Annotated in this window: 23 protein-coding genes, 1 tRNA gene and 1 riboswitch; of the genes, 7 read left to right on the top strand and 17 right to left on the bottom strand. The window is 63.2% G+C overall.

What is annotated here, in order from left to right:
* The 3 genes from ACOZKU_RS27285 to tesB all read right to left on the bottom strand — a co-directional run.
* Window positions 1-563, bottom strand: a 563-nt coding sequence (locus ACOZKU_RS27285) for an ammonium transporter (protein ID WP_421581539.1), incomplete at its 3' end; no start/stop codon positions are given.
* Window positions 564-593: 30 nt separating this feature from the next.
* Window positions 594-944 carry a P-II family nitrogen regulator gene (locus tag ACOZKU_RS27290; RefSeq protein WP_314094695.1) on the bottom strand — a complete coding sequence of 117 codons (351 nt, stop codon included), beginning with the start codon at window positions 942-944 and terminating at the stop codon, window positions 594-596.
* A gap of 208 nt (window positions 945-1,152) precedes the next feature.
* Window positions 1,153-2,037 carry an acyl-CoA thioesterase II gene (tesB, locus tag ACOZKU_RS27295; RefSeq protein WP_421581540.1) on the bottom strand — a complete coding sequence of 295 codons (885 nt, stop codon included), beginning with the start codon at window positions 2,035-2,037 and terminating at the stop codon, window positions 1,153-1,155.
* A gap of 125 nt (window positions 2,038-2,162) precedes the next feature.
* Here tesB and ACOZKU_RS27300 point away from each other — a divergent pair, with 125 nt between their 5' ends.
* On the top strand, window positions 2,163-3,383 hold the full coding sequence (locus ACOZKU_RS27300; protein ID WP_421581556.1) for a ubiquinone biosynthesis hydroxylase: 1,221 nt from the start codon (window positions 2,163-2,165) through the stop codon (window positions 3,381-3,383).
* Window positions 3,384-3,498: 115 nt separating this feature from the next.
* Here ACOZKU_RS27300 and ACOZKU_RS27305 read toward each other — a convergent pair whose 3' ends face one another.
* The 4 genes from ACOZKU_RS27305 to ACOZKU_RS27320 all read right to left on the bottom strand — a co-directional run bounded on the left by ACOZKU_RS27305 (window position 3,499) and on the right by ACOZKU_RS27320 (window position 6,049).
* Complete coding sequence (locus tag ACOZKU_RS27305) at window positions 3,499-3,687, bottom strand: Trm112 family protein (protein WP_314094699.1); 189 nt, start codon at window positions 3,685-3,687, stop codon at window positions 3,499-3,501.
* A gap of 10 nt (window positions 3,688-3,697) precedes the next feature.
* Window positions 3,698-4,378, bottom strand: coding sequence for an LON peptidase substrate-binding domain-containing protein (locus ACOZKU_RS27310; protein WP_421581541.1), 681 nt, complete (start codon window positions 4,376-4,378; stop codon window positions 3,698-3,700).
* Window positions 4,379-4,514: 136 nt separating this feature from the next.
* Window positions 4,515-5,483: a thioredoxin gene (gene trxA / locus ACOZKU_RS27315; RefSeq protein ID WP_421581542.1), complete on the bottom strand. Its 969-nt coding sequence runs from the start codon at window positions 5,481-5,483 to the stop codon at window positions 4,515-4,517.
* 56 nt (window positions 5,484-5,539) lie between these two features.
* Complete coding sequence (locus ACOZKU_RS27320; RefSeq protein WP_421581543.1) at window positions 5,540-6,049, bottom strand: prolyl-tRNA synthetase associated domain-containing protein; 510 nt, start codon at window positions 6,047-6,049, stop codon at window positions 5,540-5,542.
* Window positions 6,050-6,266: 217 nt separating this feature from the next.
* Between ACOZKU_RS27320 and ACOZKU_RS27325 the strand changes: the two genes are divergently transcribed.
* Window positions 6,267-6,341, top strand: a tRNA-Gly gene (locus ACOZKU_RS27325).
* Between the two features lie 186 nt (window positions 6,342-6,527).
* Here the strand turns inward: ACOZKU_RS27325 and ACOZKU_RS27330 are convergent.
* The gene (locus tag ACOZKU_RS27330) at window positions 6,528-6,854 is read right to left on the bottom strand and encodes a hypothetical protein (protein WP_421581544.1); all 327 of its coding nucleotides are present in this window, start codon (window positions 6,852-6,854) and stop codon (window positions 6,528-6,530) included.
* Window positions 6,855-7,387: 533 nt separating this feature from the next.
* Between ACOZKU_RS27330 and ACOZKU_RS27335 the strand changes: the two genes are divergently transcribed.
* From ACOZKU_RS27335 to ACOZKU_RS27350, 4 genes are all read left to right on the top strand, one after another.
* The gene (locus ACOZKU_RS27335; RefSeq protein WP_117372003.1) at window positions 7,388-7,597 is read left to right on the top strand and encodes a cold-shock protein; all 210 of its coding nucleotides are present in this window, start codon (window positions 7,388-7,390) and stop codon (window positions 7,595-7,597) included.
* A gap of 128 nt (window positions 7,598-7,725) precedes the next feature.
* A complete protein-coding gene (locus ACOZKU_RS27340; RefSeq protein ID WP_314094707.1) occupies window positions 7,726-8,013 on the top strand; it encodes a cold-shock protein in 288 nt (95 codons plus the stop codon).
* 41 nt (window positions 8,014-8,054) lie between these two features.
* The gene (rpsU, locus tag ACOZKU_RS27345) at window positions 8,055-8,300 is read left to right on the top strand and encodes a 30S ribosomal protein S21 (protein ID WP_421581557.1); all 246 of its coding nucleotides are present in this window, start codon (window positions 8,055-8,057) and stop codon (window positions 8,298-8,300) included.
* Between the two features lie 28 nt (window positions 8,301-8,328).
* On the top strand, window positions 8,329-8,535 hold the full coding sequence (locus ACOZKU_RS27350; protein WP_421581545.1) for a hypothetical protein: 207 nt from the start codon (window positions 8,329-8,331) through the stop codon (window positions 8,533-8,535).
* 316 nt (window positions 8,536-8,851) lie between these two features.
* Here ACOZKU_RS27350 and ACOZKU_RS27355 read toward each other — a convergent pair whose 3' ends face one another.
* From ACOZKU_RS27355 to ACOZKU_RS27395, 9 genes are all read right to left on the bottom strand, one after another.
* Window positions 8,852-10,756 carry a methyl-accepting chemotaxis protein gene (locus ACOZKU_RS27355; RefSeq protein WP_421581546.1) on the bottom strand — a complete coding sequence of 635 codons (1,905 nt, stop codon included), beginning with the start codon at window positions 10,754-10,756 and terminating at the stop codon, window positions 8,852-8,854.
* A gap of 148 nt (window positions 10,757-10,904) precedes the next feature.
* On the bottom strand, window positions 10,905-11,921 hold the full coding sequence (locus tag ACOZKU_RS27360) for an aldose epimerase family protein (protein ID WP_421581547.1): 1,017 nt from the start codon (window positions 11,919-11,921) through the stop codon (window positions 10,905-10,907).
* Between the two features lie 92 nt (window positions 11,922-12,013).
* Window positions 12,014-12,466 (bottom strand): GNAT family N-acetyltransferase, encoded by a 453-nt coding sequence (locus ACOZKU_RS27365; protein WP_421581548.1) that lies wholly within the window; start codon window positions 12,464-12,466, stop codon window positions 12,014-12,016.
* A gap of 2 nt (window positions 12,467-12,468) precedes the next feature.
* Window positions 12,469-13,392, bottom strand: coding sequence for a homoserine O-acetyltransferase MetA (metA, locus tag ACOZKU_RS27370; RefSeq protein WP_421581549.1), 924 nt, complete (start codon window positions 13,390-13,392; stop codon window positions 12,469-12,471).
* Window positions 13,393-13,452: 60 nt separating this feature from the next.
* Window positions 13,453-13,530: riboswitch (SAM riboswitch) on the bottom strand.
* Window positions 13,531-13,632: 102 nt separating this feature from the next.
* Window positions 13,633-13,890, bottom strand: coding sequence for a hypothetical protein (locus ACOZKU_RS27375; protein ID WP_421581550.1), 258 nt, complete (start codon window positions 13,888-13,890; stop codon window positions 13,633-13,635).
* 241 nt (window positions 13,891-14,131) lie between these two features.
* A complete protein-coding gene (locus tag ACOZKU_RS27380; protein WP_421581551.1) occupies window positions 14,132-15,961 on the bottom strand; it encodes an ABC-F family ATP-binding cassette domain-containing protein in 1,830 nt (609 codons plus the stop codon).
* A gap of 3 nt (window positions 15,962-15,964) precedes the next feature.
* On the bottom strand, window positions 15,965-16,645 hold the full coding sequence (locus ACOZKU_RS27385) for a thiamine diphosphokinase (RefSeq protein WP_421581552.1): 681 nt from the start codon (window positions 16,643-16,645) through the stop codon (window positions 15,965-15,967).
* 835 nt (window positions 16,646-17,480) lie between these two features.
* Window positions 17,481-19,379 carry a propionyl-CoA synthetase gene (locus tag ACOZKU_RS27390; protein WP_421581553.1) on the bottom strand — a complete coding sequence of 633 codons (1,899 nt, stop codon included), beginning with the start codon at window positions 19,377-19,379 and terminating at the stop codon, window positions 17,481-17,483.
* Window positions 19,380-19,530: 151 nt separating this feature from the next.
* The gene (locus tag ACOZKU_RS27395; protein WP_421581554.1) at window positions 19,531-20,190 is read right to left on the bottom strand and encodes a YggS family pyridoxal phosphate-dependent enzyme; all 660 of its coding nucleotides are present in this window, start codon (window positions 20,188-20,190) and stop codon (window positions 19,531-19,533) included.
* A gap of 186 nt (window positions 20,191-20,376) precedes the next feature.
* Here ACOZKU_RS27395 and leuS point away from each other — a divergent pair.
* Window positions 20,377-22,855: leucine--tRNA ligase (leuS, locus tag ACOZKU_RS27400; RefSeq protein ID WP_421581555.1), on the top strand; the 2,479-nt coding region annotated here is incomplete at its 3' end.

Genomic DNA, 22,855 nt, shown 5'->3' on the forward strand with positions numbered 1-22,855 from the left:
AAATAGACGAAGGTGGCCCAGAGCACGGTGAAGAGGATGACGGCCGAGAACTTGATGCGCTCGGCGAAGGCGCCGATGATCAGCGCCGGCGTCAGCGCCGCGAAGGTCATCTGGAACAGCATGAAGATGTATTCCGGAATGACCACGCCCTCGGAGAAGGTCGCCGCCGTGCTGTCGACAGTCACGCCCGACAGGAACATCTTGGCGAAGCCGCCGAAATAGGGGCTCGTCGAGCCGCCGAAGGCGAAGGAATAGCCGTAGGTGACCCAGACGATCATCATTACGGCGCCGATGACGGTGCACTGCATGAGGACGGACAGCATGTTCTTGGCGCGGACGAGGCCGCCGTAGAACAACGCAAGGCCGGGGATCAGCATGAAGAAGACGAGCAGTGTCGACAGGAACATGAAGGCGGTATCCGCCTTGTCCGGAACGGGTGCGGCGGCAGCGGCTTCGGTTGCGGCGGGCGCCGTTTCCTGCGCGAAGGCGACCACGGGCGCAAACACGGCCGTCGTGGCGGCAGCCACGCGGGAAAGGGTATGAGAAAGCTTGAATGACGACATTGTAAGTGGGCTCCCTGAAAGGCCGTTTGCTTAGAGCGCTTCGGTATCGGTTTCGCCGGTGCGGATGCGCACGGCATGGTCGATGGCGTAGACGAAGATCTTGCCGTCGCCGATCTGGCCGGTCTTGGCCGCTCCGGCGATCGCCTCGACGGCCTTGTCGACGAGGTCGCTCGCCACGGCGATCTCGATCTTCAGTTTCGGCAGGAAGCTGACGGCATATTCGGTGCCGCGGTAGATTTCCGTGTGACCCTTCTGGCGCCCGTAACCCTTCACTTCGGTCACGGTCAGGCCCTGGATGCCAACGGCGGTGAGGGCTTCGCGCACCTCATCGAGTTTGAACGGCTTGATAATGGCCATTACGATTTTCATCTGGTTTCCCATCCTTCGTGCTTATCCCCAGCCGGGGCCATCTCCTTGCCGTTGGCAGACGCAACGACTGAGACCTACACATTCAAGGGGCGTGCCAGATTCGAACGGCTCAGCTAACGCGCTGATTTTCAATCGATAAAAAGAACTCTCATGCTGCGGCGCAAAAAATCACCATCGCAGATGATCAAAAAATGAGCGATAAAAGTATTATGAATAAAATTTAGTCAGTTGCCTTTTTCCGAATCAGCCCTTCCTGGGCGACGGAGGCAAGCAGGGTGCCGGAACGGCTGAAAATTGCGCCACGCGTCATGCCGCGTCCGCCGAAGGCCGAGGGGCTGTCCTGGCTGTAGAGCAGCCAGTTGTCGAGAACCGGCGGGCGATGGAACCACATGGCATGGTCGAGGCTCGCCACCTGCAGCCTGCGGTCCAGCACGGAGGTGCCGTGCGCGAAGAGCGAGGTGTCGAGCAGCGTCATGTCGGAGAGATAGGCAAGCACCGCGGCCTGCAAATGACGCTCGGCCGGCACTGGCCCCGTCGTGCGCACCCAGATGTTTTGGCTCGGCTCCAGCTTCTCGGCGGAGAAATAGTGGTCGAGCGCGACGGGACGCAGCTCGATCGGCCGCGGGCGTTCCCAATAGGCACGGATATGGGAAGGTGCCTGCGTCAGGAACCGCTCCTTCAGCTCCGCCTCCCCGAGCAGGTTTTCCGGCATCGGCACATCCGGCATCGGCGCCTGATGCTCGAACCCCTCTTCATCATCCTGGAAGGATGCGGTCATGAAGTAGATCGGCTTGCCGTGCTGGATGGCGGTGACGCGCCGCGTGGAGAAGGAGCCACCGTCGCGGATGTTCTCGACATCGTAGATGATCGGCACTGAGGGATCGCCCGGCCGCACGAAATAGGCGTGCAACGAATGCACGAAGCGCGCCTCTTCCACCGTGCGCGTCGCCGCCACCAGCGCCTGGCCGATCACCTGCCCGCCGAACACCCGCTGCCAGCCGACCTGCGGGCTCTTGCCGCGAAAGAGCCGCGCCTCGAGCTGCTCGAGATCGAGCGTTTCGATCAGAAGGTCCATGGCGGGGTTCTTGGGCTGATGGCGCGACATTTGGACGTGGCTCCGATACATGGCCTGAGGTAGGAAAGCGGTCCTTCCTCCTCTATATAGAGGGAAACAAGACCTCAAGCGGCCAGGAGTCTCCCATGACCGACGCCATCAAGCCCGACGCTCCCATGCTCGACGTGCTCGTCGCCGGCGGCGGCTATGTCGGCCTGTCGCTGGCGGTCTCGATCAAGAAGGCAGCGCCGCACCTTGCCGTCGAAGTCGTCGATGGCGCGCCCGAGCATGCCTGGCAGAAGGACGAACGCGCCTCGGCCATCGTCGCGGCCGCACGAAACCTGCTCGACGTGCTCGGCGTGTGGAACGAGATCGTCCCGGAGGCCGAACCGATCCGCCGCATGGTCATTACCGATTCGCGCACCGCCGATCCCGTGCGCCCGGTCTTCCTGACCTTCGAGGGCGCGGGCTCCGGCGATGACGGCCAGCCCTTCGCCCATATGGTGCCGAACCGCGCCATGACCGGCAGCCTGCTGCGCCAGGCCGAGATCCTCGGCATTCCCGTGCGCTGGTCGACATCGGCTGAGGGGTTTGCGACCGGACAGCACGCCACCGACGTCACGCTCTCCGACGGCTCGACACGAAAAACCCGCCTGCTCGTCGCCTGCGACGGCGTGCGCTCGAAACTGCGCGACATGGCCGGCATCAAGACCGTGCGTTTCGACTACGGTCAGTCCGGCATCGTCACCACCGTCGCGCACGAACGCCCGCATGACGGCACGGCGGAGGAACACTTCCTGCCCGCCGGCCCCTTCGCCACGCTGCCGCTCACCGGCAACCGCTCCTCGCTGGTCTGGACCGAGCGCACGGAGGACGCCCGCCGCCTCGTCGAAAGCGACGACCTCGTCTTCGAGGAGGAGCTGGAGCGTCGCTTCGGCCACAAGCTGGGCGCGCTGAAGGTCGTCGGCGGCCGCCGCGCCTTCCCGCTCGGCCTCACGCTGGCCCGCGCCTTCATCGCGCCGCGCTTCGCACTGGCGGGCGATGCCGCGCACGGCATCCATCCGATTTCCGGCCAGGGCCTCAATCTCGGCTTCAAGGATGTGGCGGCGCTAGCCGAAACCGTCGTCGAGGCCGACCGCCTCGGCCTCGATATCGGCGCCGTCTCGGTGCTGGAACGCTACGAGACCTGGCGCCGCTTCGACACAGTGCGCATGGGCGTCACGACCGACGTGCTGAACCGCCTGTTCTCCAACGACGCAACACCGATCCGCGTGCTGCGCGACGTCGGCCTCGGCATCGTCGACCGCCTGCCCGGCCTAAAGTCCTTCTTCATCCGCCAGGCCGAGGGCACAACCGGCGGCGGACATCCGCGCATGCTGGTCGGTCAGCGGATTTGATTCGCGGCTACTTGCTGCCACCATCACGCCACCCTTTCCGTCATCCTCGGCCTTGAGCCGAGGATGACAAAAGAGAGATTGCGGCAACTTTCGACGACGCCGGCGCCCTTGCCCCTTAATCCTTGATTTCCCGCGCCTCGGAGATCAGCATGATCGGGATACCGTCGCGGATCGGATAGGCGAGCTTGGCCTTTTCGGAAATCAATTCCCCGGCCTGCGCGTCATAGTGCAGCCGCCCCTTGGTGAGCGGGCAGACGAGAAGTTCGAGCAGTTTGGGGGCAACCCGGCTGGTGCTGTCGTCCATCGATCCCGCCCTATTGCAGCCGCGTATCCACATCGCCATAGCTGCGCGCCAAAACGATCTCGGTGATGGCAATCAGCGTTTCGGCGCGGGTTTTGAGATCAGGCGCTTCCAGAAGCGCCTGCTTTTCCGCCGGGCCATAGGGCGACATCATCGCCATGGAATTGACCAGCGTCGTGTTGCTGGCGCGCTCCACGCTCTCCCAGTCCGCCTCCAGCTTGTTGGCATCGAGATAGGCCTTGAAGGCGGCGAGCAAGGCGTCACGATCGACGGTCTTCTCGTCGTCCTGGGCGGAGAGGTCGCCGATGAAGGGCGCGATGCGGAAACTGCGATAGGACTTCGGGCCGGAAGCTTCTTCCAGCAGACGGTAGCGGCACACGCCGGTCAGCGACACGACATAGCGCCCGTCACCCGTCTCCGCGAAGGAAGTGATACGGCCGATACAGCCGACCTTGCAGAGTTCGGGATTGTCGTGGCCGATGTCGTCCGCGCGGTGCTCGCCGAAAACCGGCTGCACCATGCCGATCAGCCGGTGCGAGGCGAGCGCTTCGTCGAACATGGAGAGATAACGCGGCTCGAAAATGTTGAGCGGCAGCTGGCCGCCGGGCAGAAGAAGCGCCCCCGTCAGCGGAAAGACGGGGATCGTCTCGGGCAGGTCCGCCGGCTTCAGATAGCGCGCATTACCCACATGCATGGCATTGCCTTCCATTCCACGGCGCGGTGCTGCGTCCAGGCTCCTCCGTCCCGACCCCTCGCCGACGCGCCTTTTCCGAATGTGGGGCGGGCGCGCCGTTTCTCAAGGGATGCTGCTCTCTCCCGGGCAAAAAACCTCAGGAAAACAGGATCGACGAGAGCTTGCGCCGCGCCGATATCGTTGCCGGGTCCTTCGGGCCCCAGACGTCGAAGAACTGCAGCAGTTCGCGACGCGCACCGTCATCCTCGAAGGCGCGGTCGCGCTTCATGATGTAGAGCAGGTGTTCGGCCGCGGCCTGGCGGTCGCCCTCGACATTGCGGATCTTCGCAAGGCTCAGCCGGGCGGCATGATCGTCGGCATTCGCGGCCAGCGCCTGCTCGAGCGCGGCGGGATTGCCGAGTTTGCGCGCCTCTTCGATCTGGCCGAGCTTCTTGAGAACGGCGACGACTGCGGGATCCGCCGCAACCGCGTCCGGCAGGTTGCTCAGCGTCTGGCGGGCATTCTCGATCTGGTCGACGGCAATCATGCAATCGGCGATGCCGGCCAGTGCCACAGCATTTTCCGGATCGGCCTGCAGCAAGGCGCCATAGAGATCGGCGGCACCGGCAACATCACCGGCCTCGAACAGCGTCTTGGCTTCGGCCAGCAACGCCTCGATCTCGGCCTTCTCATCAGCACCCGCAGGGCCGGCGACCTTGTCGATGAAGTCGCGAATCTGGCTTTCCGGCACCGCGCCCATGAAGCCATCGACCGGTCGGCCGCCGACAAAGGCGACGACGGCGGGAATGGACTGGATGCCGAGCTGGCCGGGGATCGACGGGTGATCGTCGATGTTGAGCTTGACGAGCTTCACCCGGCCGGCGCTTTCGCGCACGACCTTCTCGATGATGGGCTGGAGCTGCTTGCAGGGGCCGCACCAGGGCGCCCAGAAATCGACGAGAACGGGCTGCTGACGCGAGGCTTCCATCACGTCGCGTGAGAAATTCGCCGTCGTCGTGTCCTTGATCAGGTCGTCCGCCGCCGGAGCCGCGCCACCGCCATAGCTCGCCGAAACGTTCATCTGGCCGCCATAGGACGATGCATAGGGGTTTTCGCCTGCACTCATGGTCTCTCCTGTGGCGCCGAGCGCCTGAATCACGTGTCTGCGCCCAAAATCGTATGTCAGGCGGTGACTTTCAAGACAAGCGGCTCATGTCCCGTCGCCTCGATGAAGCGCAACAGGTCCTTCGAGCCGATCGAGGTCGTCGCGTCGTTGCGCAGCGGATGGCAGTTGATCGTGTCGTATTCCATGAGATCGGCATCGACGATCATCTTCACCTGGCGTCCGGTATCGTTGATGACGCCGAAGGCCGTGACGGCGCCGGGAATGACGCCGAGATATTCCATCAGCTTCTCCGGCTTGCCGAAGGAGACCTTGCTTGCCGCACCGATGACCGTGTGGATCGTCTTCAGGTCGATGGTCGCGTGCTCCTCGACGGTCATCAGGAAGTAGTTATCCTTCTTGTCCTTCACGAAGAGGTTCTTCGTGTGGCCGCCGGGGATTTCGTCGCGCAGCGCCACCGATTCGGCGACGGTGAAGACCGGCGCGTGCTCCTTGGTCGAATGGGCAATGCCCAGCCCGTCGAGAAACTGGAAAAGGTCCTTGTCGGTCTTCGGCTGTACGTTGCTCATCTCATCGTTCCCGGCGTGAATTATCCTGCCCGCTGATAGGGCTTCGATCCTTTCGACGCAACCGCCTGAGAATCCGGCGCTTCGAAAGCGGCTGTAATTTTTTCTCCAAAATCCGAAATTTCCCTGTTGCGTTTTAAAAGGGCTTGGGCCATATACCGCCCGTCGCCGCAACGCAGCGACCTTCGGCCAAGCATCTACCCCAGGCCGTCGCAGATGAGCGGGTGTAGCTCAGGGGTAGAGCACAACCTTGCCAAGGTTGGGGTCGGGCGTTCGAATCGCCTCACCCGCTCCATTCTTCCAAGACGTCGCAAGCCTCGGTTCGCCGGGGCTTTTTTGATTTCTGGCGCGGTTGAATCTCCGACACCGGAAATGCCTCCGGGAGGCGCGGTCACCGTCGGGTTACCAGCTCAACATTCTGTATTCCTGGGTTAGTGCCGGGGAGCAGCAGTCCGGCTTTTGCCTACGCGACAAGTGCGTTTCATGAGGCTCCGGGGCTGCCCAAACAAATGATCTCGTCTAAATAGTCAGCGATCTTGTTGAAGGCTTTTTGGTTTGCGACGTGTTCTTCGTCGTCGGAGGCTGCGGCAAGTCTGCGCTGGCCATCGCGGACGGCCTTGAGTTGTTCCATAGCCATGCGCTGCTCCACGCTGTCGGTTTTCAGCGAACCGAGCAGCGCCTGTACGGCGTATTTATGAGCCGTCGCCTGAAGGTCAAGCTCGCGCAGAACACCGCGCATATCCGAAATCTGGTCTGCGAGGTGCTGAACGATTTCCTGGGTTGATCCGGCGACCCATTTCCTTGTCATGGTCGTTTCCTCCGGCGAATTCAAACGCGACGTCGTTCATGCCCGAGATTGCGTTAGGTCGAAGCCGGATCGGGACGTCCGTACTTTCGCAATGTTAATTCTGAAGACGAGTTCGCCGGACTATCATGGGCGTATCGCGCGCGATTCCCGACACCATGTGCACTGGTCGGCGACACTGCAATCATAGACCCCATAGGCCCGCAAGTCCAATCCGGTCGCGACAGGAGGCCGGGGAAGCGACAATTCAAGCAAAAAGATTTTTACGAATCTCATTAGAATCACGCATCCGGCAAAAATATCTCCTGATGGTTTTCGTTGTTTTCGTGAGTAATTTCACCCGCGCGATTGCGCGATTTGCGTTGATTTGATCGGCCACTCTTGTTTTTCCCGCAGAAAAAACATATCTTGTCCTCGTCGAACCTTGTTTATGACCTTTGTCTTCGCCTCAATGGCCCGGTCAGATTTCCTATCATCGTCGATTTACACGCGCTCATTCAGGGCGTCTTTTCTCATGCGATTGAAAGGATATCGTTATGAATTCAGGTACAGTTAAGTGGTTCAACAGCACCAAGGGCTTCGGCTTCATTCAGCCTGACGACGGCTCGACGGACGTCTTCGTCCACGTCTCGGCCGTCGAACGTGCAGGCATGGGCGCGCTGAACGAAGGTCAGAAGATCAGCTACGAGATTGTCCGTGACCGCAAGTCCGGCAAGAACTCGGCCGACAACCTTCGCGCCGCTTAAAGAATTTTCGCTCGCTCCTGCTGACCACGGATGTACTGGCAGCGGTGAGGCGGGCGATGGGAAGAGGTCGGGTTAACGCCCGGCCTTTTTGTTTTCCGCAGATAGCGCATTGCGCAAAGGAGCTCACGATGAGCCGAGCAATTCACGCTGTTGGCGACACGGTCAAGCTCAAGCCGAATATCCTGCGCCGAGCTGAAACCGCTCCGACCTGCCGGATTATCGGCATTCTGCCTGCCGATCACGGGGAAGTGCAATATCGCGTTCGACTCGGTAACGAGACGTTCGAGCGCCGTATCCTCGCCAGCGACATCGAAACGCCGGAGACCAGGTTGCCCCAGCCCAGCGGCGTGGCGCCATCCTCCGCCGGTCGCAACGAACCATGGCTAAAGCCCGTCAGCATACGAACAAAGAAATAATCACTCGGCGCGGCTCGCATGCCGCCATGAAGGGACAGATTTTGCAAGTTCTCGTTCGGGACAACAACGTCGATCAGGCCCTCAGGGTTCTCAAGAAGAAGATGCAGCGTGAAGGGGTGTTTCGCGAAATGAAGGCGCGCAGCGCTTACGAAAAACCTTCCGAAAAGAGAGTTCGTGAGAAAGCCGACGCGATCAGACGCACCCGCAAGATCGCGCGCAAGAAAGCGCAGCGTGAGGGATTGATCGCCGCGCCCAAGAGGAAAGTTTCCGCCGGCGGCGGCCGGTAAGGGACAAGTGTAAACTGAGGACGATTCCATGACGGCCACGAAACAGAATTTTTTCAAGCCGACGAAGGTCAGCGCGGAAACGAAGGCGGCTGACACCAATGCTGCTGCGCGCGGGATCGTCGAGCAGGAAGCAAACGCCCGCGAAAAGAAAACCGAGAGACTGCGGGCCTTGCGCCTTGCGAAGGAGGCCGCCACGCCGTCCGCACCGCCGACCCAAAAGCGGGCGAAGAAATAGAATACGGGCGCTTGGCATGGGGCAGGCCGACAGGCTGCTGATCAACCCCGCTGGACAAAGCGCGGGAATACTGCGGCATCGTCGGAACTGCGCGTGATAACCGTGTGAACCGACGACCCTTGAGGTTCTCGCGCGGCGAGCGCTTCCAAATGACAGCAACTCGCTCAAGTCTGCATGTGTCGATATCTGCGCTGCGATCAGGCGCCTGGGCGGCAAGGCGTTCCATCACGATCTCAGGGCATCGTTCAGCCCAAAATCGAAAGGCCGGCGACCCGCTTTAGGGCGCCGGCCTTTCCGCATGCGGTAGCGATGTGCCTCAGGCGGCGCGGCGCTGTTGCACGGCTGACCCGCGCCCTTCCGCGATGTGGAACTGCGACAGCGCCGTCTGGAGTTGGGCGGCTTCGCTGGCCAGGACTTGGCTGGCGGCCGTGGTTTCTTCCACCATGGCGGCATTCTGCTGGGTCATCTGGTCCATTTGGTTGACGGCGGTGTTGATCTCGCCGAGCGCCGCGGACTGTTCCTGCGCCGCGCGGGTGATCGAGACGACGTGGTCGTTGACGCGGTTGACGAGGTCCTTGATCTCGGAAAGCACGTCGCCCGTCGACAGCACCAGCGAGACGCCGCCCTTCACCTCGCCGGCCGAGGCGTTGATCAGCGTCTTGATCTCCTTTGCGGCATTGGCCGAGCGCTGGGCGAGTTCGCGCACTTCCTGGGCCACGACCGCAAAGCCGCGGCCGGCTTCGCCTGCGCGGGCGGCCTCGACGCCGGCGTTCAGTGCCAGCAGGTTGGTCTGGAAGGCGATCTCGTCGATGACCGAGATGATCTGACTGATCTTCTGAGAGGATTGCTCGATGCGGCCCATGGCGTCGATGGCGCTCTTGACGATGTCGCCTGATTTTTCCGCACTTTCCTTGGTCTCACGCACGATCTCGGAGGCTTCAATGGCGCGTGACGTGGAGGTCTTCACCGTCGTGGTGATTTCCTCGAGGGCTGCGGCAGTCTCCTCCAGCGAGGCGGCCTGCTGCTCCGTGCGGTGGGCGAGCTGATCGGCAGCGGCCGAGAGTTCGCGGCTGTTGCCGGTAATAGTGCCGGCCGTGGCGAGGATGCCGCCCATCGTGCTGCGCAGCGTGCGCATGGCGCCGTTGACGTTGGCCTGAAGCTCGGCGAAATCGCCCTGGAAGTGGCCGGTCATTTCCTGCGTGAGATCGGCATGCGAGAGCGAGGCGATGACGCGGCGGACTTCGCTGACGCCGCGCTCGACATTCTGCACCAGCGCGTTGACGCCCGTGGCGAAGCGGCTGAGATCCTCATCCTGATAGGTCTTGGTGATGCGACGCGAGAAATCGCCGGCCGCAGCAGCCGCAACAATCGTCGAGATATTCGACTGCAGATCCTTGCTCTGCGCCTGAAGGGCCGCTTCCTGGGCTTCCATGTCGCGCATCTGCATCTCGTTGGCACGGAAGACGTCGAGCGTGCGGGCCATGGCACCGATCTCGTCCTGGCGCTCGGTGCAGGGGATGGCGTCGTCGAGCTTGCCGGCGGCCAGCTTCGACATGACACCGGTCAAAAGCTGGATCGGGCGCACGATGCCCTTGCGGGCGAAGACGATGCTGAACAGCATGCCCGCGACGATGCAGATGAAGGCGGTGGCAAGCAGCAGGACCTGTGTGGACGTCGAGCGCGCGATGGCGGCAGCGCGCGCTTCCGAAAGCGTTTTCGCGGAATAGGTCGTGTATTCCTTGAGCGCCGATGTCACGGCCTTCTGGCCCTCCAGCGCCTTGTCGAGGGCGGCGATGATCGCTGCGCGGTCGTCAGCCTTTTCCGTGGCAACGGCGACCATGGCGCGGATTTCGTCGAAATAGGGCGTCATCGCGGCGCGCACGCCCTCGAGCAGCTTCTGCTCGCTGGCATCGGCCGTCGAGGCGATCTTTGGCAGGCGATCGAGCATTTCCTTCGAGCGCTTGTCCGTTTCGGCGGCGAAATCGGCGGCCTTTTCCGGCGCCAGCGCCAGCTGGTAAGTCATGCGGCTGATGGCGATGACGTCGATGCGCAGGTCCATGGCCTCGCGGGCCACCTCTTCGCGCGCACCGGTATCCTCAAGCGCGCCGCCGAGCGAGGTCAAGCCGCGGCTGCCGACAGTGGCGATGGTGCCGGCGGCAATGCCCATCAGGAGCACGAGAAGGCCGACCTTACGGGAGATCGAGAGATCCGAGATTTTCATGGACAGAGGTCCCCTGGGCGACCGGCGCTGTCCTGGCGCGTTCATCCCGCACGACCCGGCAACATTCCGGGTCCATGCGGACTTTGTGCGGCACAAAGGTTTCGATTGTCTTGCGTTTTGCCAATTGCCTTTGGGGGCAGGGGCTGCCTCAGGCCTTGCGGAAGACGTAGTCCGTTTCCTGCCGCAGCGTCTCGCCGGGGCGCAGAACCGCCTTGGGGAAATGCGCGTGGTTGACGGCATCGGGCCAGACCTGCGTTTCCAGGCAGAAGCCGGCGAACGCGCCGTAGCGCCGGCCTTCGAGGCCGGAAACGGCGGGGCCGACCTTGGAGCCGGTATAGAGCTGCACGCCCGGCTCCGTCGTCAGAACGGCGAGCGAAACGCCCGAGACGGGGCTGCGCACCTCCGCAACGGGACGCTTGGCAACGCGCTGCGGCGAAAGGCAGAAATTGTGGTCGAAAGCGACGCCGCCTGCCTCCGTCTGGCGGGCAAGCGGGGACCATTCCCTCAGATCGAAGGGCGTGCCGGCAACGGGGCGGACCTCGCCGGTCGGGATGAGGTTTTCATCGACCGGCAGATAGTGTTCCGCCGCCAGACGAATCTCGTGGCCCAGCGCATCTACACCGCCATCAAGGATGAAATAGCTGTGCTGGCAGAGATTGACCGGCGTCGGCGCGTCGGTCACGGCCTCATAGACGACGGAGAACACGCCGTCACCCGGCAGACGGTAGGTGCAGGTGATGGCGCAATTGCCGGGATAACCGGCGCGGCCGTCGGGATCGGTCAGCGTGAGTGTGACGAAATCGGCGCCCTGTTCGGCGATCCGCCAGTTCTGCCGGCCGATGCCGTCGCTGCCGCCGTGCAGATGCGTGACGCCGCGCTCGTTGCGTTCCAGCTGGTAGTCGCGGCCGTCGATGGCAAAACGGCCGCCAGCGATGCGGTTGGCGCAGCGGCCGGGCGTCGCGCCGAAGAACGGCGAATGATCGAGATAGGACGGCAGGTCCTCGAAGCCGAGCACCAGCGGCGCATCGTGCCCGTCAAGCCTGAGATCCTGGATGACGGCGCCCCAGGTCAGGACGCTGGCCGTCAATCCGCCGCCCGATATCGTGACGCGCTCCACCGTTTCTCCCTGATCCAGCCGACCGAAGATATCCTGTTCCTGCCCCACGCTCGCGTCTCCTCCGCCGGCTTTCCCCGCGCGGCAACCTGCTTCAATTCCTTGCCGGCCGCAACCGAAAAGTCATACTATTCGACGATCCGTCAGAGGTTCTTCTGATAGACGATAAAGGGCGTCTTTTCGGCGATGCGATCGTAGAGCCGGCGCGCGGTGGCGTTGAACTCTTGCGTCATCCAGTAGACCTCGGGCGAGCCCGCCTCCCTCGCCTTGGCATAGACGCCCTCGATCAGCGCGCGGCCGATACCGCTGCCGCGCACATCGGGATCGGCAAAGAGGTCCTGCAAATAGCAGACATTGCCAACGGTCCAGCACGAGCGATGGAAGAGATAATGCGCCAGGCCGACGGGCTTGCCGTCCAGCGTGGCGATGAGGCCGCGATATTCTCCCTCCGCAACCTCGCCCGTCAGACGGGCGAAGGTCGTGGCAAAGATCTCTTCCGGAAGAACCGTCTCGTAGAAAGCGAGATAGGCGGTCCACAGGCGGCGCCATTCGCCTTCATCCTCCCTGTGCAGCGGACGGATAACGACACGGCTCATGGTCAGGCTCCCGTTCCGATTTTTTCGAGATCGTATGGCGTTGTCTGGTAGATTTCGTTGATCCAGTTGCCGAACAGCAGATGCGCATGGCCGCGCCAGCGGTTCTGCGGCGGCAGGGCCGGATCGTTGTGCGGGAAGTAGTTCCTCGGCATCTTGATCGGCACGCCGGCCGAGACATCGCGGAAATATTCGTCGGCGAGCGAGGTCGAATCGTATTCGACATGATTGAAGATGTAGAGGCGGTTGCCCGCCTTCTCTTCGACGAGGCAGACACCCATCTCGTCGGAATCGAGCAGGATTTCGAGTTCCGGCACGGCGCGGATATCTTCCGCGCGGATCTCCGTCCAGCGCGACACCGGCACCTCGAAATCGTCCGAGAAGCCGTTCAAGTAGATCGACGAGGGCTTGCGGTTGTGGTGACGGTAGACGCCGAAAGCCTTTTCATCGAGCGTGTATTTGGGCACGCCGTGGAAATGGTAGATCGCCGCCATCGCGCCCCAGCAGACATTGAGCGTCGAATGGACATTGGTGGTCGTCCAGTCGAAAATCTGCTTCATCTCGTCCCAATAGGTAACGTCCTCGTAGTCGAGGGTCTCGATCGGGGCGCCGGTGATGATAAAGCCGTCGAACTTGCGGTGCTTCACCTCTTCCCAGGTGTCGTAGAAGGCAAGCAGGTGCTCCTCCGACGTATTTTTCGCGCGGTGGGCGCCGACACGCACCAGCGACAGCTCGACCTGCAGGGGCGAGGCGCCGACGAGGCGCGCCATCTGCACCTCCGTCTTGATCTTGTTCGGCATGAGGTTGAGCAGCCCGATCTGCAGCGGGCGGATATCCTGCCGGATTGCCACCGTTTCGGTCATCACCCGCACGCCCTCGTGAACGAGGGTTTCGAAGGCGGGGAGCGTATCGGGAATCTTGATGGGCATGTCTCAACTCGATCCAAAACAAAAACCGGCCGCAACGATGTCGCAACCGGTCCACGTAAGGGTCTTCCTCGCGCGGCCCTTTAGCGACTTGTTTAACGTGGCTGCAAGCCGGCCGGCCAAATCACCACGAGGCATTTCAATAGCGCCACTGCGCCTGCGAATCAATCCGTCTGCCCTAGAGTCTACAAGGCCCGGATGCGGCGGGCATCCGGGCCTCGGTCAGAAATGTCGGCGAAGGGCTCAGTAGTAGCCGAACGAGAAGCTGTAGCCGTTATGGCTGTTGTAGCCATAGCCGCCGTAGTGCTTCTTGTAGCCATGGTGCTTCTTGTAGCCGTAGTGGCCGCCATAGTGCTTCTTGTAACCGTGATACTTTTTGTAGCTGTGATGCTTGTGGCCGTAGCCATAGCCGTCATAGCCATAATAGCCGGCATAGGACGGGGCGGCGAAGGATACGGCGGCGACAGCGGCGACGACGGCGGATAGGATGAACTTGCGCATGGGAGGCTCCTGATCTCTTTCGGGTTGCAGGATGAGCGCTTCTCATCCAATGACCCGACTATCCCATGGCCTCGTCATCCGCGCTGTTTCGGATGGAACAGGGGTTTCATTCGCCTGCGTTCTACCCCTCCTCCGTCATGCTCGGGCTTGACCCGAGCATCCACCTACGCGGGTGCCGCATGGATCCTCGGCTCAAGGCCGAGGATGACGACGGAGAGGAAAGAGTATGTTTCGGGCCGGCTCAGCCCTCCAGTTCCTCCCGCAGCATTTCCAACTCCAGCCATTCCTCTTCCATCTTCGTCAGCGAGGCGCGCAGCTTTTCCATTTCCGCGGCGAGCTTGTTGAAGGTGGCGGGGTCCTTGGTGAAGAGATTGGGATCGGCCATCTTCGCCTCGCGGGCGGCGATCTCCCTTTCGGCTTTCTCCATCTCCTTCGGCAGGTTTTCCAACGCGAATTTCTGCTTGTAGGAGAGTTTTGCCTTGGCCTTGCCGTCGGAAGAAGCGGCAGCCGGCGCGGCTTCCGCCGCCTTCGCCTTCTCGGCCTTGTCCGCCTTGCGCTTCTCCTCGATCGCGCCGCGGCGCTGCGCCATCATGTCGGAATAGCCGCCGGCATATTCGATCCAACGCCCGTCCGGGTTTTCCGGATCGGCGGGCGCGATGGTCGAGGTGACGGTGCGGTCCAGAAAGTCGCGGTCGTGGCTGACGAGCAGCACCGTGCCGGCAAAACCGGCGACGATCTCCTGCAACAGGTCCAGCGTCTCGATATCGAGGTCGTTGGTCGGTTCGTCGAGGATGAGCAGGTTGGTCGGGCGCGACCGGATGCGCGCCAGCATCAGCCTTGCGCGCTCGCCGCCCGAGAGGTTGCGGATCGGCGTGCGGGCCTGTTCCGGCTGGAAGAGAAATTCCTTCATGTAGCCGGTGACATGGCGCTGCTCGCCGTTGACCAGCAGGTTTTCGCCGCGCCCGTCGGTGAGGTAATGGGCGAGCGTGTCATCGAGGTTGAGATCCTCGCGGCGCTGGTCGAGCGTGGCGATCTCCAGATTGGTGCCGAGCTTGACGGTGCCGCTATCCGGCCCCAGCTGGCCGGTGAGCATCTTCAGGAGCGTCGTCTTGCCGGCGCCGTTCGGGCCGACGAGGCCGATGCAATCGCCGCGGTGCACGCGGATCGAGAACGGGGCGACGATGGTGCGCTCGCCGTAGCTCTTGGTGATCTTGTCCGCCTCGATGACCAGCTTGCCGGATTCCTGCGCGTCGGAGGCGCTGGCCTGCACGCTGCCCTGCGGACCCTTGTGGCCGCGATAACGCGAACGCAGATCATGCAGCGCGCCGAGGCGGCGCATGTTGCGCTTGCGGCGCGCCGTCACGCCGTAACGCAGCCAGTGTTCCTCGCGCTCAATCGCCTTGCCGAGCTTGTGCTGTTCCAGCTCCTCGGCCTCCAGCACCTCGTCGCGCCAGGCCTCGAAATGGCCGAAGCCGCGGTTGAGCCGGCGCGACTGGCCGCGATCCAGCCAGACGGTGGCGTTGGAGACCTTTTCGAGGAAGCGGCGGTCGTGCGAGATGACGACAAGCGCCGAGCGGGTCGATTGCAGCTCGCCTTCCAGCCATTCGATGGTCGGCAGATCGAGATGGTTGGTCGGCTCATCGAGCAGCAGGATATCCGGCTCCGGCGCCATGACGCGGGCAAGGGCTGCGCGGCGCGCCTCGCCGCCCGACAGCGACTTCGGATCCTCCGTGCCGTCAAGGCCGAGATGTTCGAGCAGATAGGTGACGCGGTAGGGGTCGTCGGACGGCCCGAGGCCCGCCTCGGCATAGGCCGCGACCGTGTCGTAACCGTCGAAATCCGGTGCTTGGTGCAGGTAGCGGATGGTCGCGGAGGGATGGCGGAAGACTTCGCCCGACTGCGCTTCGGCAAGGCCGGCGGCGATCTTCATCAGCGTCGACTTGCCGGAACCGTTGCGGCCGACGAGCGAGATGCGGTCGCCGGGCTCTACTTGGAGGCTTGCGCCGGCAAGCAGCGGCGTGCCGCCGAAGCTCAGGAAGATGTCGTCGAGTTTGAGAATGGGCGGTGCCAAGGGTCAGGCTCCTGAAAGGTCATAGGGCCGGGCAATGAGGATCGCGCGGCCGGAGGCAAGCGAAAGGCGAATCGGGCCTTCGGCGACATTGGAAATGGTGCGGGAAGAGCCGAAGGGCAAGGAAAAATCATTGAGCGGATAGCGCACATTGCCGATGAAGAGGCCCGACAGCGGCGAGAGGCCGAGGATCGAAAACAGGCTGCCCTTCGGCAGGTCGATCTCCCGGCTGCCCGGCAACAGCGGCCAGGCTTCCTCCTCGCCCGAGGTGAGCTTGATCGCATAGCCGTCCTCGGCGAGCGACACGGCATGAAGCAGGTGCATCAGCGCATGGTCGCTGCGCTCGCCGCCGAGCGCGCCAACCAGAACGATATCCTTCGCGCCGCGTTCGGCCGCAACAGACACGGCGATCGCCCCGTCCGTCTCGTTCTTGGCGACGGGATAGGGCTGGCGCTCGACGCTGGGCCAGGCGGCGACGAGATCATCCGGCGTCGAATCGAAATCGCCGACCCAGATTTCCGGCGTCACTCCGAGCGTCGCGGCATGCCGCATGCCGCCATCGGCCGCCACGAAGCGCGCACCGACAATATCGGCCCGCACCCGCGGCGTTACCGCAAGCGCGCCGCCGAGAAGGACGACGAAGGTCTGGTCTGCCTGGAACTGATCTGTCGGGGCCGGTATGGTCATGGCTGATGCCCTTAGCGCATTTCCGCTTTTCTCCGAAACGCGAAAGTGCTCTATCTCCTTGTTTTCCCGAATTTCCGGACGCTAAACCGCTTCGCACTTTTGCTGAAAATGCTCTAGCGCATGTTCCGGCGAAAGGGAAAGAGTTTGGCGGCGGGTGCGGGTGCAAGCATCGAATTGCCAGCGGTTTCGCCCACGCGGCAGATTTTCGCCCGTGGGTTCAAGAGCATTCCGGACGGGGCGCTGAGAGCTGCCTCGACTGAAATAATGTATGTGGCACCTTTCAGCACCCCGTTCAGCGGTTTTTGCCCGCAACTCCGGTCTCTCTGCAAAGGCCGGGATGGTGGATGTTACTCGCCGGTTTCCGGATGAGAACAGCGCCGTTTTGACATCGAGACCGCACGCTCTGGCGATCCCGACGGAAGACTTTCGCCTTCCGGCCTGTTCCCACCCGACGGACGATGCCGACGCATCCGCCAGTCCCGGCCCCCTTGCGTGCCGCACAGGCACATCCGGCGCGCCGTCTGGGGCCTGAAGCTAAAGGGTCGGTCCGACACCCCGTCGCTTCCCCCATGTCGCCGGAGGGAGACCATTTTCCGCAGGCCCGGTGCGTGAGGTCTTGCGTCTCCTCCCCACACCCCGCGCCGATCCCGCCTGGCAGTGTATCCGCGGCGGGATGGGAGATTGTAGGCACAGGTTTGCAGGGCGGGGAAAACGGGGATGTGAAATTGCGAGAAGATGTGGACCCGCTGGGCAAGCGCTCACGGAACGCAGGGCAGGGGAACCGACCTATCTCCCAGGTTCCCCTTGCGTGCGTCAAAGACGGCAAGAAGAACCGCTACCCGATCCGCCGTCCCGCAAGAACCTCGGCGATCTCGTCCAGAATGGCGGGGTCGTCGATCGTCGCTGGCATCTTCCAGTCTTCGCGGTCGGCAATCTTCTGCATCGTGCCGCGCAGGATTTTTCCCGAGCGGGTTTTTGGCAGGCGTTTCACGCAGATTGCCGTCTTGAAAGCCGCGACGGGGCCGATTTTTTCACGCACGAGGCCGACGACTTCCTGCTCCACCAGCGATGATTCACGTGAAACATTGCTCTTCAGGACGAGGAACCCGGCCGGCACCTGGCCCTTGATAGCGTCGGCAACGCCGATCACGGCGCATTCGGCAACGTCGGGATGGCCTGCGCAGATCTCCTCCATCGCCCCTGTCGACAGACGGTGACCGGCGACATTGATGATGTCGTCGGTGCGCGACATGATGAAGACATAGCCGTCATCGTCGATATAACCGGCATCCGCCGTCTTGTAGTAGCCGGGGAATTCCGAGAGGCAGGCGGTGCGGAACCGGTTGTCGGCCTTCCAGAAGCTTGGCAGGCAACCCGGGGGCAGGGGCAGCTTGATGGCGATATTGCCGAGCGTGCCGGCCGGGACCGCATGGCCCGCGTCGTCGAGCACATGGAGATCGTAGCCCGGCATGGGCACGGTGGGCGAACCGTGTTTCACGGGCAGCGCATCAAGACCGAGCGGATTGCCGACGATCGCCCAGCCGGTCTCCGTCTGCCACCAATGATCGATGACGGGAACGCCGAGCACGGCTTCGGCCCAGCGCAGCGTGTCGGGATCGGCCCGCTCGCCGGCGAGGAACAGCGCCCGCAGACTGGAGAGATCGTAGCGTTTCACGAGCGCACCCTCGGGATCCTCCTTGCGAATGGCGCGGAAGGCCGTCGGCGCCGTGAACAGCACCGACACCTTGTACTCCTCCACCACCCGCCAGAAGGCGCCGGCGTCTGGCGTACCGATCGGCTTGCCCTCGTAGAGCACCGTCGTGCTGCCGTTCAGCAGGGGCGCATAAACGATGTAGGAATGGCCGACGACCCAGCCGATATCCGACGCCGCCCAATAGACCTCGCCGGGTTGCACGCCATAGAGCGCCCGCATGGTCCAGGCGAGCGCGACCATATGGCCGCCATTGTCGCGGATGACGCCCTTCGGCTGGCCGGTCGTGCCCGACGTGTAGAGGATGTAGAGCGGATCGGTTGCCGCCAGCGCCGCGCAGGCAATGGTGCGTCCGCGCGCCGCATCCAGTGCCGCGCCTAGATCGATATCCCGGCCGTCCTGCAGCGTCGCGGCAAGTTCAGGCCGTTGCAACACGAGGCAGCGGTCCGGCTTGTGGCGGGCCTGATCGATGGCGGCGTCGAGCAGCGGCTTGTAGGCGACGACACGGTTCGGCTCGATGCCGCAGCTCGCCGTCACGACAAGCTTCGCCGTCGAATCGTCGATGCGCGCGGCAAGCTCGCTTGCAGCAAAACCACCGAACACCACGGAATGCACCGCGCCGATGCGCGCGCAGGCCAGCATGGCGAAAATCGCCTCCGGGATCATCGGCATATAGAGGATGACCCGGTCGCCCTGTTCCACGCCCTGATCGACCAGCACCGCCGCCATGGCATTCACGCGCTCGAGCAGTTCGGCATAGGTGAAGCGGGCCTTCCGGCCGGTCACCGGGCTGTCGTAGATCAGCGCCGCGACGACACCGCGGCCCGCCGCCACATGGCGATCGACGCAGTTGTGACAGGTATTGCCGCGCGCATCGGGAAACCAGCGGCCATAGACGCCCTGGTCGGCATCGAAGATCTCCGCCGGTGCCGTGAACCAGTCGATGGCCCGCGCGGCCTTACGCCAATGCGCGCGGTGATCGTCCTTCCACGCCCGATAGATCTCGGCATAGGTTTTCTGCATCGCTTCCTCCCGCCATGCGCAGCCGATCGACGGCCGGTTCCTCAGCGGGAAGAATAGGAGAGGGCGGGCAATCCGCAAAGAGAGACGAAAGCCTCACAAGGCCGGTCCGTTTCCTGCCGTTCGTCAAACTGGGAACGGCGCGTTCCCGACGTCAGCGTGTTCCGAAGATCGCCGAGCCGACGCGCACCGAGGTCGCGCCAAAACCGATGGCGACGTCATAATCGCCCGACATGCCCATGGAGAGTTTTTCGAGACCGCAGCGTTCCGCGAGCTTGGCCAGCAGTGCGAAATGCGGGCCGGGATTTTCCTCCGCCGGCGGAATGCACATCAACCCTTCGATCGTGAGCCCGAGCTCCTCGCGGCAGAAGGTCACGAAAGCGACCGTATCGTCGGGCGCGATGCCCGCCTTCTGCGGCTCCAGCCCGGTATTGACCTGGACATAGAGCCGCAGGCTGCGGCCCTGCCGCTTCATCTCGTCGGCGATGGTGCGGGCGATCTTTTCGCGGTCGACCGTCTCGATGACATCGAACAGCGCCACGGCCTCGGCCGTCTTGTTGGATTGCAGCGGGCCGATCAGATGCAGCTCGATGCCGCCGGTTTCGGCGCGCAGTTCCGGCCACTTGCCCTGCGCTTCCTGCACGCGGTTTTCGCCGAAGACCCGCTGGCCGACGGCGATGGCCGGGCGGATGGAATCGGCATCGAAGGTCTTCGACACCGCGACGAGCGTGACGGCATCGGGCGTGCGGCCGGCTTCCGCCGCCGCCTTCTTCATCCGGCCCTGAACCTCTGCGAGGCGGTCCCGAAGCTCCATCGTCACTCTCCTCTGGTATCGAGGGTCAGGACCTAGCGAAAACGACGCTGCTTGCCAAGCGCAACAGGCCGTCTCGAGGCCGGAAAACTTGACGCTTCGGCGGTTTCATGATGAAGGTCTCGCCACTATATTCGCATGGGCGAACCGCTCGCCAAAACTCCCAAAGACTTCCGGAACATCAAAGACATGGCCACCGAACGTTACAATCCGCGCGATGCCGAGCCCCGCTGGCAGGCAAAATGGAACGACGAGAACGTCTTCCTGACCGACAACGACGATCCGCGCGAAAAGTATTACGTCCTAGAGATGTTCCCCTATCCCTCGGGCCGCATCCATATGGGCCATGTGCGCAACTACGCGATGGGCGATGTCGTCGCGCGCTACAAGCGCGCCCGCGGCTACAATGTGCTGCACCCGATGGGCTGGGACGCCTTCGGCATGCCCGCCGAAAACGCTGCCATGCAGAACAAAGTCCACCCCAAGGGCTGGACCTATGAAAACATCGCGACGATGCGCAAGCAGCTCAAATCGATGGGCCTGTCGCTCGACTGGTCGCGCGAATTCGCCACCTGCGACGTGGAATATTATCAGCGCCAGCAGCACCTGTTCCTGGATTTCCTGGAAAAGGGCCTCGTCTACCGCAAGCAGTCCAAGGTGAACTGGGACCCGGTCGACCACACGGTTCTGGCCAACGAGCAGGTCATCGACGGCCGCGGCTGGCGCTCCGGCGCGCTGGTCGAACAGCGCGAGCTGACCCAGTGGTTCTTCCGCATCACCGATTTCAGCCAGGACCTGCTCGATTCGCTCGAGACGCTCGACCAGTGGCCGGAAAAGGTCCGGCTGATGCAGAAGAACTGGATCGGCCGTTCCGAGGGCATGCTGGTGCGCTGGGAAATCGCTGACGGCGCCCAGACCGCCGAAAAGGACGTGACCGTCTATACGACGCGTCCCGACACGCTGTTCGGCGCCTCGTTCCTGGCAATCTCGGCCGATCACCCGCTGGCGCGCGAAGTCTCCGCAACCAATCCTGAAATCATGGCGTTCTGCGAGGAATGCCGCCGCGCCGGTACCTCGCTGGCCGCCCTCGAGACCGCCGAGAAGAAGGGCATGGATACGGGCATCCGTGTGCGCCATCCCTTCGATCCCAGCTGGGAACTGCCGGTCTATGTCGCGAACTTCGTGCTGATGGACTACGGCACGGGCGCCATCTTCGGCTGCCCCTCCGGTGACCAGCGCGACCTCGACTTCGCCCGCAAATACGACCTGCCCGTCGTGCCCGTCGTCATGCCCGGGGATGGCGATGCCGCGGCCTTCGCAATCGGCGACGAGGCCTATGTCGGCGACGGCGTGATGATCAATTCGCGCTTCCTGGATGGTCTCAGCACCGAAGAGGCCTTCGAAGAGGTCGCCAAGCGCCTCACCACGGCCACTCTGGGCAACGCGCCGCAGGGTGAGCGCAAGGTGAATTTCCGCCTGCGCGACTGGGGCATTTCGCGCCAGCGCTACTGGGGCTGCCCGATCCCGGTCATCCATTGCGAGGCCTGCGGTGTCGTGCCCGTGCCGAAGGCCGACCTGCCGGTGCAGCTGCCTGACGACGTCACCTTCGACAAGCCGGGCAACCCGCTCGACCGTCACCCCACCTGGCGCCACGTCGCCTGCCCGCAGTGCGGCAAGGATGCCCGCCGCGAGACGGACACGATGGACACCTTCGTCGATTCGTCCTGGTATTTCGCCCGCTTCACGGCCCCCTGGGAAAACAACCCGACGGACCCGGCCGCCGCCAATGCCTGGCTGCCGGTCGATCAATATATCGGCGGCATAGAGCATGCGATCCTGCACCTGCTCTATTCGCGCTTCTTCACCCGCGCCATGCAGGTGGCCGGCCATCTCGACCTGAAAGAACCCTTCAAGGGCCTCTTCACGCAGGGCATGGTCGTGCACGAAACCTATAGCCGCGCCATCGACGGCAAGCGCGAATGGGTGACGCCGGCCGAGATCCGCATCGAGGAAGTCGACGGCAAGCGTCGTGCGGTGCATCTCGAATCCGGCGAAGACATCGCCATCGGCTCCATCGAGAAGATGTCGAAGTCGAAGAAGAACGTCGTCGATCCCGACGATATCATCGCCTCCTACGGCGCCGATACCGCCCGCTTCTTCGTTCTCTCCGACTCGCCGCCGGACCGCGACGTCATCTGGTCGGAAGCCGGCGTCGAAGGCGCCCACCGGTTCGTCCAGCGCGTCTGGCGCCTCATCTCAGAGGCGGCCCCCGCGCTGAAGAACGCCGAAAGCCGCCCGGGTACGGACGGCGAAGCCCTGGCCGTCTCACAGATCGCCCACAAGACGCTGAAGGCCGTCCAGGCCGATTACGACAAGCTCGCCTTCAACAAGGCCGTCGCGCGCATCTACGAATTCGTCAACGCGCTGGCCGCGCCGCTGACCAACGCCGCCGCAGGCACCGCTTCGGCCGATCTGCTCTCGGCGCTGCGCGAAGCCGTCGGCATCCTGATCCGCATCGTCGCTCCGATGACGCCGCATCTCGCCGAAGAGGCCTGGCGCGAGATCGGCGGCGAAGGCCTCGTCGCAACGGCCGCCTGGCCGGCTTATGACGACCGGCTGGTGGCGGAAAACGAAATCACCCTGCCGGTGCAGATCAACGGCAAGAAGC

This window comes from Shinella sp. M31 (assembly GCF_049199205.1).
Lineage (GTDB): Bacteria > Pseudomonadota > Alphaproteobacteria > Rhizobiales > Rhizobiaceae > Shinella.